Annotated in this window: 10 protein-coding genes and 2 tRNA genes; 11 read left to right on the forward strand and 1 reads right to left on the reverse strand. The window is 65.8% G+C overall.

Annotation, left to right across the window (positions count from 1 at the left end; translation table 11 throughout):
* Positions 1 to 8 precede the first annotated feature (8 nt).
* From miaA to ABB30_RS07205, 11 genes are all read left to right on the forward strand, one after another.
* A complete protein-coding gene (gene miaA / locus ABB30_RS07155) occupies positions 9 to 992 on the forward strand; it encodes a tRNA (adenosine(37)-N6)-dimethylallyltransferase MiaA (RefSeq protein WP_057637619.1) in 984 nt (327 codons plus the stop codon).
* A 76-nt stretch (positions 993 to 1,068) separates the two neighbouring features.
* Positions 1,069 to 1,347: an RNA chaperone Hfq gene (gene hfq / locus ABB30_RS07160; protein WP_057637620.1), complete on the forward strand. Its 279-nt coding sequence runs from the start codon at positions 1,069 to 1,071 to the stop codon at positions 1,345 to 1,347.
* 20 nt (positions 1,348 to 1,367) lie between these two features.
* Entirely contained in the window at positions 1,368 to 2,678 is a 1,311-nt protein-coding gene (gene hflX, locus ABB30_RS07165) for a ribosome rescue GTPase HflX (RefSeq protein WP_057637621.1), read from the forward strand.
* Between the two features lie 399 nt (positions 2,679 to 3,077).
* Entirely contained in the window at positions 3,078 to 3,569 is a 492-nt protein-coding gene (locus ABB30_RS07170) for a CinA family protein (RefSeq protein WP_245626447.1), read from the forward strand.
* Between the two features lie 19 nt (positions 3,570 to 3,588).
* Positions 3,589 to 5,265: an ABC1 kinase family protein gene (locus ABB30_RS07175; protein WP_057637623.1), complete on the forward strand. Its 1,677-nt coding sequence runs from the start codon at positions 3,589 to 3,591 to the stop codon at positions 5,263 to 5,265.
* A 57-nt stretch (positions 5,266 to 5,322) separates the two neighbouring features.
* Positions 5,323 to 5,964 carry a transcriptional repressor LexA gene (gene lexA / locus ABB30_RS07180; RefSeq protein WP_057637624.1) on the forward strand — a complete coding sequence of 214 codons (642 nt, stop codon included), beginning with the start codon at positions 5,323 to 5,325 and terminating at the stop codon, positions 5,962 to 5,964.
* Between the two features lie 178 nt (positions 5,965 to 6,142).
* Positions 6,143 to 7,168 (forward strand): recombinase RecA, encoded by a 1,026-nt coding sequence (recA, locus tag ABB30_RS07185; protein WP_057637625.1) that lies wholly within the window; start codon positions 6,143 to 6,145, stop codon positions 7,166 to 7,168.
* A gap of 97 nt (positions 7,169 to 7,265) precedes the next feature.
* The gene (recX, locus tag ABB30_RS07190; protein ID WP_057637626.1) at positions 7,266 to 7,772 is read left to right on the forward strand and encodes a recombination regulator RecX; all 507 of its coding nucleotides are present in this window, start codon (positions 7,266 to 7,268) and stop codon (positions 7,770 to 7,772) included.
* An 83-nt stretch (positions 7,773 to 7,855) separates the two neighbouring features.
* Positions 7,856 to 10,510 (forward strand): alanine--tRNA ligase, encoded by a 2,655-nt coding sequence (gene alaS / locus ABB30_RS07195; RefSeq protein ID WP_057637627.1) that lies wholly within the window; start codon positions 7,856 to 7,858, stop codon positions 10,508 to 10,510.
* Between the two features lie 141 nt (positions 10,511 to 10,651).
* Positions 10,652 to 10,849, forward strand: a complete 198-nt coding sequence (gene csrA / locus ABB30_RS07200; RefSeq protein ID WP_057637628.1) for a carbon storage regulator CsrA — start codon at positions 10,652 to 10,654, stop codon at positions 10,847 to 10,849.
* A gap of 72 nt (positions 10,850 to 10,921) precedes the next feature.
* Positions 10,922 to 11,014, forward strand: a tRNA-Ser gene (locus ABB30_RS07205).
* A gap of 576 nt (positions 11,015 to 11,590) precedes the next feature.
* On the opposite strand, the gene ABB30_RS07210 is transcribed toward ABB30_RS07205, so the two are convergent.
* Positions 11,591 to 11,667 (reverse strand) — tRNA-Arg (locus ABB30_RS07210).
* Between the last annotated feature and the right edge of the window lie 53 nt (positions 11,668 to 11,720).

Here is an 11,720-nt window from a genome sequence, read left to right on the forward strand (position 1 = left end):
GAGTTGTGATGGGAGCAGATGCCCGTCCATCGGGCATCGCCCTGATGGGCCCGACCGCCTCGGGCAAGACCGCCACCGCCATTGCGCTGGCCAAGGCCCTGGATGGTGAAATCGTCAGCGTCGATTCGGCCCTGGTCTACCGTGGGCTGGATATCGGTGCGGCCAAGCCGGACCTGGCCGAGCGTGACGGGGTGGTGCACCACCTGCTGGATGTGCGTGATGCGTGGGATGCGTATTCGGCGGCAGATTTTGCCGCCGATGCACGCGCCGTCATCGATGACATCCTGGCCCGGGGCAAGCTGCCGATCCTGGCCGGCGGTACCGGCCTGTATTTCCAGTCGCTGCTGCAGGGGCTCTCGCCGATGCCGGCGGCCGATCCGCTCATGCGCGAGCAGCTGGCCCGCGAAATGGCCGAACGTGGCCTGGCCGCCCTGCATGCCGAGCTGGCCAGCATTGATCCTGTGGCCGCCGCCCGCATCCATGCCACCGATCCGCAGCGTACCCAGCGCGCGTTGGAGGTCTACCGCCTGAGCGGCAAGCCGATCAGCTACTGGCAGGCGCAGCCGCCGGTGGGGCGCTTGCCGGTACGCATGCTCAAGCTGGTGCTGGCCCCGGCCGAGCGTGCAGTGCTGCACGAGCGCATCGCCCGCCGCTTTGACCTGATGCTGGCCGGTGGCCTGCTGGACGAGGTGCGTGCCCTGCGCAGCCTGCCGCAACTGGCGACACATCCGGCGCCACTGGAGCTGCCGGCCATCCGCGCGGTCGGCTATCGCCAGGCCTGGCAGCACCTGGATGGCGAATTCGACCTGGCCGGCCTGCGCGAGCGGGGCATCGCGGCCACCCGGCAGCTGGCCAAGCGCCAGATCACCTGGCTGCGCGGCGAGCTGGACGCACGCTGGTTTGATCCGGCTACCCAGTCCGGGCCGCTGCGCCAGGCCGTGGCCCAGTTCCTGGGGGCGGCCGGCAAGGCAGTGCTCACCCCGGGCGTGTAAGATTGTGCCGGTTGTACTGCCGCCGGCACGGCCGACGGCAGGCCCTTTCCAATAAGAACAATAATCGGGAGACATCATGTCCAAGGGACAGTCGCTTCAGGACCCTTTCCTCAACGCCCTGCGCCGCGAACGCGTGCCGGTGTCGGTGTACCTGGTCAACGGCATCAAGCTGCAGGGCACGATCGAATCGTTTGACCAGTTCGTGGTCCTGCTGCGCAATACGGTCAGCCAGATGGTCTACAAGCACGCCATTTCCACCGTGGTGCCGGCGCGCAATGTGCGCGTCGGGCCCAGTGGTGGCTACGTGCAGTCGGCCGACGGCGAAGACGCCGGCGATGTCGATGCCCAGCCGTAACCCTGCACAGGTAGACAAGCGTGTTTGATCGTTCCAAACGCGGCGAACACGCGTTGTTGATCCAGCCCCATTTCGGCAAGCTGGAAGAAGATGTGCTGGAAGAGTTCACCGACCTGGCGCGCTCGGCCGGGGCCACGATTGCAGCCACGGTGACCGCGCGCATTGACCGGCCCAATCCGGCCATCCTGGTGGGCACCGGCAAGCTGGAGGAAATCCAGGCCGCGGCCGAAGCCACCGGCGCGGACCTGGTGCTGGTCAACCACACCCTGAGCCCGGGCCAGGAGCGCAACCTGGAAAAGATCCTCGGTCGCCGGGTGATCGACCGTACCGGGCTGATCCTGGACATCTTCGCCCAGCGTGCGCACAGCCATGAGGGCAAGCTGCAGGTCGAGCTGGCCCAGCTGCGCCACATCGCCACCCGCTTGATCCGTGGCTGGACCCACCTGGAGCGCCAGCGCGGTGGTTCCATCGGCCTGCGCGGCCCGGGTGAAACCCAGCTGGAAACCGACCGCCGCCTGCTGCAGAAGCGGGTGGAACAGCTGCAGAAGAAGCTGGAGAAGGTGGAGGTGCAGCGCACCCAGATGCGCCGCGCCCGCGTGCGCAGTGAAATGCCGCGCGTGGCCCTGGTCGGCTATACCAATGCCGGCAAGTCGACCCTGTTCAATGCCCTGGCCGGCGCCGAGGCGTATGCGGCCGACCAGCTGTTTGCCACCCTGGACCCGACCGTGCGCCGGATCGGCATCCCCGGCGGCAACGTGGTGCTGGCCGATACAGTGGGCTTTGTGCGCGACCTGCCGCACGAGCTGGTGGCCGCGTTCCGCTCGACCCTGAGCGAGGCCCGCGAGGCCGACCTGCTGCTGCATGTGGTGGATGCGGCCGATCCGCATCGCGAGGAGCGCATCGCCCAGGTCGACGAGGTGCTGGCCGAGGTCGGTGCCGGTGAACTGCCGCAGCTGCTGGTCTACAACAAGATTGACCGCATCGACGGCGCACAGCCGCGTCACGATGCTCCGGATGGCATTCCGGACCCGTCCCGGCGTGAGCGGGTGTGGGTGTCGGCACGCGATGGGCTGGGCATGAGCCTGCTCACCGATGTACTGGGCAACCGCCTGGGCTTTACCCGCATCCGCGGCCAGGTCAGCCTGCCGCCCTCGGCCGGGCGTCTGTACGCGCGCCTGCATGCGCTGGAGGCCATCCGCAGTGAGCAGTACACCGACGAGGGCTGGCTGCTGGAGGTGGACCTGCCGCGCAGCGAGGCCGAAAAACTGGCCGGCAGTGCCGATGGCGGGCCGATCAAACCCTTGATTCCGGTGCCGCCGCCGGAGTGGTGAGCCGGGCCAGGCTGCCAGTGTGTTGATCAAGCCGGTACCGCGGGTACCGGCTTTTTTGTGTCCCGGCAATGAGCTGTGCATGGCAGCGCTGTCCAGCAGACGGTGGTGATCTCGGTGGCGCAGCTTGGCATCTGCACCCATCGCACGGCATTGCTCATGCCGTCAGCGTGGTGAGCAGCTACGCGCGGACACATGGCGGCCGGGCATCTGCAAGTTTGCCTGTGGCTGCCCGGTCGATGGCTACGTCTGTGTGCGACATGGCTGGATTGTGCTCTGCACCTGATGCACTGATCGCGATGCGGTGAGGCGCTACGCTGGGCCGGCGCACAAGACAGTGCGCCGGCTTTTGCGTTACAAGAGGAGCAGCTCAGCAGAGGGACAGGGCCGATGACAAGCCTGGTGGGAATCGATGACGCGGCGCTGCAGGCGCAGGCACTGGCATTGGGGCAGCAGCTGCAGGCATTGCGGCTGAGCCTGGTCACGGCCGAAAGCTGCAGTGGTGGCTGGATAGCCAAGCTGATGACCGATGTCGCCGGCAGTTCGGCCTGGTTTGACTGCGGCATGGTGGTGTACAGCTACGAGGCCAAGCAGGCCCTGCTCGGCGTGCGTGCGCAGACCCTGGAAGAACACGGGGCGGTGAGCCGGGAAACGGTGCTGGAGATGGTCAGCGGTGCGCTGGCCCGTTCCGGCGCCAGTATCGCGGTGGCGGTGACCGGCATTGCCGGGCCCGGCGGTGGCAGCGAGGACAAGCCGGTGGGCACGGTCTGGATCGGCTGGAAACAGCGTGGTGGCTATGCCCGGGCCCAGCTGTTCCAGTTTGACGGTGACCGTGAGGCGGTGCGTCGGCAGACCGTGGCCGCGGCGATGAGCGGCCTGCAGGCGATGTGCTGAAGGAGGCCGGACGATGGCGATGTGGGACACCCTGGGCACCGTGCGCGACCTGGGCCGGCTGCAGGAAATTGCCGCGGTGCTGGTCAAGTACGGCTTTGGCGACCTGGTCCGTCGCATCGGCCTGGCCGATGTGCTCGAGCGTGCCGGCAAGCTGCTGCACCTGCGCCGCAGCGAACAGCATGCGCGCCTGTCCAGTGCCCAGCGTGTACGTCTGGCGCTGGAAGCACTGGGGCCGACCTTCATCAAGCTGGGCCAGGTGCTGGCCACCCGCGTGGACCTGTTCCCACCGGAATGGATTGCCGAATTCTCGCGCCTGCAAAGCGATGTGCCGGCGCTGCCCTGGGCCGAGGTCGAAGGCCCGCTGACCGTGGCGCTGGGCGTGCCGTTGAGCGAGGCGTTTGCCCGCGTCGAGCCGGTGCCGATGGCCGCCGGTTCGCTGGCCCAGGCCCATCGCGCCTGGCTGCACGATGGCACCGCGGTGGTGCTCAAGTTGCGTCGTCCCGGCATTGGCGAGGTGGTGGAGGCCGACCTGCGCCTGTTGGCACGGCTGGCCGATATTGTGGATGCACGGGCGCCGGACCTGGCCCGTTTCCACTTGCCCGAGGTGGTCACCCAGTTTGGCCGCTCGCTGCGGCGTGAGCTGGATTTCGTGGCCGAGTGCCGCAGTGCCGAGCGCATTGCCCGCAATTTCGCCGGCAGCGGCCAGCTGCATATCCCGCAGGTGTACTGGCAGTGGACGCGCTCGTCGGTGGCGGTGCAGGAGTTCATCGACGGCATTGCCGGCAATGACGCGGCCGGTATCGACGCGGTGGGCCTGGACCGGCACCAGCTGGCGCTGCAGGGCGCGCGCATCGTGCTGAAGATGGTGCTGGAGGATGGTTTCTTCCATGCCGATCCGCACCCGGGCAACCTGTTCTTCCTGCGCGACGGGCGTATTGCGTTGATCGATTTCGGCATGGTCGGCCGGCTCAGCGAGCAGCGCCGTGGCGAGGTGGCCATGTTGCTGCACGGCCTGGCCCAGCAGCGCCCGGCCCAGGTCAGCGAAGTGCTGCTGGACTGGGCCGGCGGCCTGGAAGTGGACGAGGCGGCGCTGATGCAGGACATCGCGGTGCTGGTGGATACCTACCGCGGGGTGGCCCTGAAGGACCTGCGGGTGGGGGCGATGCTGGGCGAGGTGACGGCCCTGCTGCGTCAATACGGGCTGACCCTGCCACCGGACCTGGCCCTGATGGTCAAGACCTTCCTGACCCTGGACGGGGTAGGGCGCCAGCTCGATCCGGACTTTGACATGACCACGGCGGCCACGCCGTTCCTGCAGCGTGCGATTGCCCGCCGTTACCGCCCGCAGGCGCTGTGGCAACGCGGCAGCGAGCATGCCGACAGCTGGTGGGATCTGGGCACCAGCTTCCCGCGCGATGCCCGCCAGATCCTGCAGGCCACCCGTCGTGGACGCCTGCAGCTGCGCATCGAAACCCGGGCCATGGACCGATTTGGCGAGCAGGTGCAGCGTGCCGCCAACCGCTTGGTGGTTGGCGTGATCACGGCCGCGCTGGTGGTGGGCTCGTCGATCGTGATGCATTCGGTGGGTGCCCATTCCAGCCCCTGGCTGCTGGCCCTTGGCGTGGCTGGTTTCATTGGTGCTGCGCTGTGCGCGGTGTGGATCGTGGCCTCGATCTGGCGTTCGGCCCGACATTGAGGCTTTGCCGCATCTGGCCTGTTGCGTACACTGCAATTAGTAGTAATACTACTAACCATGGACCTGACCGATACCCAGCAGGCGATCCTGGCTCTGATCGCCGACACCATTGCCGCTGACGGGCTGCCGCCCTCGCAGACGGAGATCGCCCGCGCTTTCGGTTTCAAGAGCGTGCGGGCCGCGCAGTACCACCTGGAGGCGCTGGAGCAGGCCGGGGCGATCGAGCGCCTGCCGGGCAAGATGCGCGGTATCCGCGTGCTGGCCCCGGTGGCCGCTGCGGCAGATGTGCCGCTGGCCGCGGCCAACGATGACAGCGTGCTGCGCCTGCCGATCCTGGGCCGGGTCGCCGCCGGGCTGCCGATCGGGGCGGACCTGCCCAGCGATGACTATGTGGTGCTGGACAAGGTGTTCTTCTCGCCGGCGCCGGATTACCTGCTCAAGGTGCAGGGCGATTCGATGATCGATGAAGGCATCTTCGATGGCGACCTGATCGGTGTGCACCGTACCCGTGATGCCCGCTCCGGGCAGATCGTGGTGGCCCGTATCGACGAGGAGATCACCGTCAAACTGCTGAAGATGGGCAAGGACCGCATCCGCCTGCTGCCGCGCAATCCCGACTACGCACCGATTGAAGTCCTGCCTGACCAGGATTTCGCCATCGAGGGCCTGTATTGCGGGCTGCTGCGGCCCAATCGCTGAAATTCCGGCAGACACAAGCCGGCAAATCCCACGTTCATCTGCCCGGTTGGCTGCTGGCCGGCCGGGCAGGCGACAATCACAGTAAAACCGGCCGCCAGCGTCTCAGCCTGTGCGATGGACGCTGCCTACACTGGCCGGGAAGCAACAAACTCACTGACAAACTTCAAGGAACACCACGATGGACGAGAACAAGAAGCGCGCGCTGGCCGCCGCCCTGGGCCAGATCGAAAAGCAGTTCGGCAAGGGCTCGGTGATGCGCATGGGCGACCGCGTGGTGGAGCAGGTGGAAGTGGTTCCCACCGGCTCGCTGATGCTGGACATTGCCCTGGGCATCGGCGGCCTGCCCAAGGGCCGCGTGGTGGAAATCTATGGCCCGGAATCCTCGGGCAAGACCACCCTGACCCTGCAGGCCATTGCCGAATGCCAGAAGCTTGGTGGCACCGCCGCCTTCATCGATGCCGAGCATGCGCTGGACCCGATCTATGCGGCCAAGCTGGGCGTCAATGTGGACGAGCTGCTGCTGTCCCAGCCCGATACCGGTGAGCAGGCGCTGGAAATTGCCGACATGCTGGTGCGCTCCGGCTCGGTGGACATCGTGGTCATCGACTCGGTGGCCGCACTGACCCCGAAGGCGGAAATCGAAGGCGAGATGGGCGATCAGCTGCCGGGCCTGCAGGCCCGCCTGATGAGCCAGGCCCTGCGCAAGCTGACCGGCAACATCAAGCGCTCCAATACCCTGGTGATCTTCATCAACCAGCTGCGCATGAAGATCGGCGTGATGATGCCGGGCCAGAGCCCGGAAACCACCACCGGCGGCAACGCGCTGAAGTTCTATGCCTCGGTGCGTCTGGATATCCGCCGCATCGGCTCGATCAAGCGTGGCGATGAAATCATCGGCAACCAGACCCGCATCAAGGTCATCAAGAACAAGCTGGCTCCGCCGTTCAAGCAGGTGGTCACCGAAATCCTCTACGGCGAAGGCATCTCGCGTGAGGGCGAGCTGATCGAGATGGGCGTGGACGCCAAGCTGGTTGAGAAGGCCGGTGCCTGGTACAGCGTCGGTGACGAGCGCATCGGCCAGGGCAAGGACAATGCCCGTGGCTACCTGCGCGAGCACACCGAACTGGCCGCCCGCCTGGAAGCGCAGCTGCGCGAGAAGTTCCAGCCGGCCGAAGCCAACCGCGAGGAAGGCGACGAAGAGTAAGTCTTTGTGGCTGCCGGGCCGCAGGTGTTGTCAGTGACGCCTGCGGCCCGGTGGTTGCATTGTTGCCTGCCGCGCAGCGGCAGGGCAGGAGTGCGATGTGTTTGATGAACAGGATCCGCCGACACCCAAGCGGCGTGGTCGCCGGGTCGAACAGACCCCGATCCAGCGCGCCTTGGGCCTGCTGGTGCGGCGCGAGCATTCGCGCAACGAGCTGACGCGCAAGTTGACTGCACGCGGAATCGAGCGTGAAGACGCCGAGGCCGCCGTGGACAAGCTCGCCCAGGCCGGCTGGCAGGATGAAGAGCGCTTCGCCCACAGCCTGGTCCGCAACCGGGCCGCTGCCGGTTATGGGCCGTTGCATATCCGCGCCGAGCTGGGCATGCACCGCCTGCCCGAGGAGCTGGTGCGCCAGGCCATGGATGATTACGACGGCGACTGGGCCGACAATGCCCGTGATCTGGTGCGCCGGCGCTTTGCCGGTGGGCTGGACGATCCGACACGGCGGCGCAAGGCCGCCGACCTGCTGGCCCGGCGCGGCTTCGGCGGCGATCTGGTGGGGCAGGTGCTGCGCGGCACGGGGCAGGACTGGGACGATCAGGCCTGATACCCTTAAGGGCTGAAAATTCCCTCACGCGTGGCCGGTGATGCATCGCTGGTCGTGCCTAGCCGGCCACATCGCCAGCCAACATGAACAACACAACCAAAATCTCGACCGCGCAGATCCGCAGCGACTTCCTCAATTTCTTCCAGTCCAAGGGCCACACCATCGTGCCGTCGGCGCCGCTGGTGCCGGGCAACGATCCGACCCTGTTGTTCACCAACTCGGGCATGGTCCAGTTCAAGGATGTGTTCCTTGGCGCGGAAAAGCGCAGCTATGTGCGCGCTGCCGACGTCCAGCGCTGCCTGCGTGCCGGCGGCAAGCACAACGACCTGGATTCGGTGGGCTATACCGCCCGCCACCACACCTTCTTTGAAATGCTGGGCAACTGGTCCTTCGGCGATTACTTCAAGAAGGAAGCCATTGCCTGGTCGTGGGAGCTGCTGACCCAGGTCTGGGGCCTGGACCCGGAGCGTCTGCTGGTCACCGTGTACCACACCGATGACGAGTCCTTCGATCTGTGGAACAAGATGATCGGCCTGCCGCCCGAGCGCATCGTGCGCATCGGCGACAACAAGGGTGCACCGTACGCCTCGGACAACTTCTGGCAGATGGCCGACACCGGCCCGTGCGGCCCGTGCACCGAGATCTTCTATGACCACGGTGCCCACATCGCCGGTGGCCCTCCGGGCTCGCCGGACGAAGATGGCGACCGTTATATCGAAATCTGGAACAACGTGTTCATGCAGTTTGACCGTCAGCCCGACGGCACCCTGCAGCCGCTGCCGGCTCCGTGCGTGGATACCGGCATGGGCCTGGAGCGCCTGGCCGCGATCCTGCAGCACGTGCACACCAACTATGAAATCGACCTGTTCCAGACCCTGATCGGCAAGGCCGCCGAGCTCACCGGCACCAGCGATCTGGAAAACAAGTCGCTGCGCGTGATTGCCGACCACATCCGCGCCTGCTCGTTCCTGATTGTCGATGGCGTGCTGCCGTCCAACGAAGGTCGCGGTTATGTCCTGCGCCGCATCATCCGTCGCGCCCTGCGCCACGGCTGGATGCTGGGCGTGCGTGGTGGCTTCTTCCACAAGCTGGTGCCGACCCTGGTCGCCCTGATGGGTGAGGCCTATCCGGAGCTGGCTGCTGCCCAGACCATGGTCGAGAAGGCCCTGCAGGCCGAAGAAGAGCGCTTTGCCGAAACCCTGGATGCCGGCATGAAGATCTTCGACGAGATCGTTGCCCGTCTGGACGGTGTCAGCGTGATCGCCGGTGTGGATGCCTTCCGCCTGTATGACACCTATGGCTTTCCGGTGGACCTGACCGCCGACATCGCGCGTGAGCGTGGCCTGTCGGTGGACATGGATGGCTTCGAGGCCGCAATGGAAGGCCAGCGTGAAATGGCCCGCGCCGCCGGCAAGTTCGGTGGCGGGGTGACCCTGCCGGCCGAGCTGGTGGCCCAGCTGCAGCCGACCCAGTTCCTGGGCTATGACGCACACAGCGCGCAGGACCTGCGCGTGGTGGCCATCCTCAAGGACGGCCGTCCGGTGTCGTCCATCGCCGCGGGCGATGCCGCCATCGTGTTCACCGCCGCGACCCCGTTCTACGCCGAATCCGGTGGCCAGGTCGGTGATACCGGCGAGCTCGCTGCTGCCGGCGTGCAGTTCGGCGTTGAGGACACCCAGAAGTTTGCCGGCCAGTTCCACGGCCATGTCGGCACCCTGGCTTCGGGCAGCCTGGCCGTAGGTGACAGCCTGAGCGGGGCCATCGACAGTGCCCGTCGCGGCGCCACCATCCTCAACCATTCGGCGACCCACCTGCTGCATGCCGCCCTGCGTGAAGTGCTGGGCACCCATGTGCAGCAGAAGGGCTCGCTGGTGGCGCCGGACCGCCTGCGTTTTGACTTCTCGCACTTCCAGTCGATCAGTGCCGAGGAACTGGCCGTGATCGAACGCAAGGTCAACGAGCAGGTGCGTGCCAACAATGCGGCCGAAGTGCACCACATGGGCATGCAGGAAGCGCTGGATTTCGGCGCCATGGCCCTGTTTGGCGAGAAGTACGGCGAGAACGTGCGCGTGCTGAAGATGGGTGAGTACTCCACCGAGCTGTGTGGTGGCACCCATGTCAGCCGTACCGGTGATATCGGCCTGTTCAAGATCACCAGCGAAGGCGGTGTGTCTGCTGGCGTGCGCCGTATCGAGGCCGTTACTGGCCAGGGCGCGCTGGACGTGATCGCGGCCGAAGAGGCCCGCCTGGCCGAAGTGGCCGGCCTGGTCGGTGGTCAGTCGGCCGAGCTGGTGGAGAAGGTGCGCGGCCTGGTGGCCCGTGGCAAGCAGCTGGAGCGCGAACTGGAGCAGCTCAAGGCCAAGGCCGCTGCCGGTGCCACCGCTGACCTGGGCAGCCAGGCGGTGGAGGTGGCCGGGATCAAGGTGCTGGCTGCACGTTTGGAAGGTTTTGATGCCAAGGCCCTGCGCGATGCGATGGATCGTCTGAAGCAGCAGCTGGGTGATGCGGTGATCCTGCTGGCCGGTGTCAGTGATGGCAAGGCCGCGCTGGTGGCCGGTGTGGCCGGTGCCGCACTGGGCAAGGCCAAGGCCGGTGCATTGATTTCACACGTGGCCGGGCAGATTAACGGCAAGGGCGGCGGTCGCCCGGACATGGCGCAGGGCGGTGGTGATGATGGTGCTGCCCTGATTTCTGCCCTGGCGGCTGTGCCGGGTTGGGTGGAAAGCCAGCTGGGCTGAACCACGCAACTTATGGCACCTTGAAGAGGCGGGACGGCAACCGTTAAGATTTGCTGTCTTTCTTCCCGTAGGGAAAGGCGCCCGCTTGGTCGGGCGCACTGCCGGCGGAAGTTGTCCGTCGGTACCTTGGAGATTTGAAACATGTTGATCCTCACCCGCCGCGTAGGCGAAACCCTGATGATCGGTGATGCGGTCAGCGTGACCGTGCTCGGCGTCAAGGGCAATCAGGTCCGCATCGGCATCACTGCGCCGAAGGACGTTGCCGTGCATCGCGAAGAGATTTACCAGCGTATCCAGCGTGGCGACGAGCCGGCTGCTGGCAACGAAGAAAATATGTAAAAAAGGCTTTACGGATCACGTCGTTGCAGGTAATATTTACTCACTGTTTCGGCACAGCCTGATCCAGAAATTGGAGTGATGCCCGAGTGGCTGAAGGGGCTCCCCTGCTAAGGGAGTATAGGGTTAAAAGCTCTATCGAGGGTTCGAATCCCTCTCACTCCGCCAATACAAAACGCCCGCGCAAGCGGGTGTTTTTGTATGTGCGTTTTTTGGCAGTTGCGGGCGATTGAGGTGATTGCGGCCTGTCTGCATGTCGCTGCGTCGGTGGGTGCATGCCGGGCGGCTGGTTGTGGTTGTGGTTGTGGTTGTGTGGCTTCGGCTGATTGCATGCTGGTGCCGCTGGTAGCTGGTCATGAGTGCAGCAGTTGATGGGCGCCCTCATCCTGGGGCTTGGATTGGTGTGAATTGGCTTGTGTGGTGTCGGCATGCAGGTGGATGCTGCGTCTGGGTCGGTGGTTGGGGATATCCCGTCGGTCTGTGCGATGCGTGGCGCCGGATTGTGGCGCGGGCGCGGATGGTGTGGTGATCGGCGTCGACAGGCGTGCAAGCAAGGTGTGGTGCGTATTGGGCAGTTCTGGGGCTGCGCCGTATGTCGGGTGGGTCTGTGCGGCCTGGCTGGGGCGGGGCCTATCACCTGCATGGGGTGCGGGGATATCGATGGGGTGGCGCTGTGCCGGCAGCTTGTTGTTGCCCGGAAGTCGGGCATAAAAAAACCACGAACAAGTCGTGGTTTTTTAAAGCTGGTGCGCCCGGAGAGATTCGAACTCCCGACCGCCTGGTTCGTAGCCAGGTACTCTATCCAGCTGAGCTACGGGCGCATGGTAACCCGTGAGGGTTGTTTGAGTTGGTGCGCCCGGAGAGATTCGAACTC

This window comes from Stenotrophomonas ginsengisoli (assembly GCF_001431485.1).
Lineage (GTDB): Bacteria > Pseudomonadota > Gammaproteobacteria > Xanthomonadales > Xanthomonadaceae > Stenotrophomonas > Stenotrophomonas ginsengisoli.

Excerpts from the sequence above, each read along its gene's own strand:
- lexA (WP_057637624.1), top strand. The coding sequence starts at position 5,323 with ATGGACCTGACCGATACCCAGCAGGCGATCCTGGCTCTGATCGCCGAC.
- miaA (WP_057637619.1), top strand. The coding sequence starts at position 9 with ATGGGAGCAGATGCCCGTCCATCGGGCATCGCCCTGATGGGCCCGACC.
- hfq (WP_057637620.1), top strand. The coding sequence starts at position 1,069 with ATGTCCAAGGGACAGTCGCTTCAGGACCCTTTCCTCAACGCCCTGCGC.
- alaS (WP_057637627.1), top strand. The coding sequence starts at position 7,856 with ATGAACAACACAACCAAAATCTCGACCGCGCAGATCCGCAGCGACTTC.
- recA (WP_057637625.1), top strand. The coding sequence starts at position 6,143 with ATGGACGAGAACAAGAAGCGCGCGCTGGCCGCCGCCCTGGGCCAGATC.
- ABB30_RS07175 (WP_057637623.1), top strand. The coding sequence starts at position 3,589 with ATGTGGGACACCCTGGGCACCGTGCGCGACCTGGGCCGGCTGCAGGAA.
- csrA (WP_057637628.1), top strand. The coding sequence starts at position 10,652 with ATGTTGATCCTCACCCGCCGCGTAGGCGAAACCCTGATGATCGGTGAT.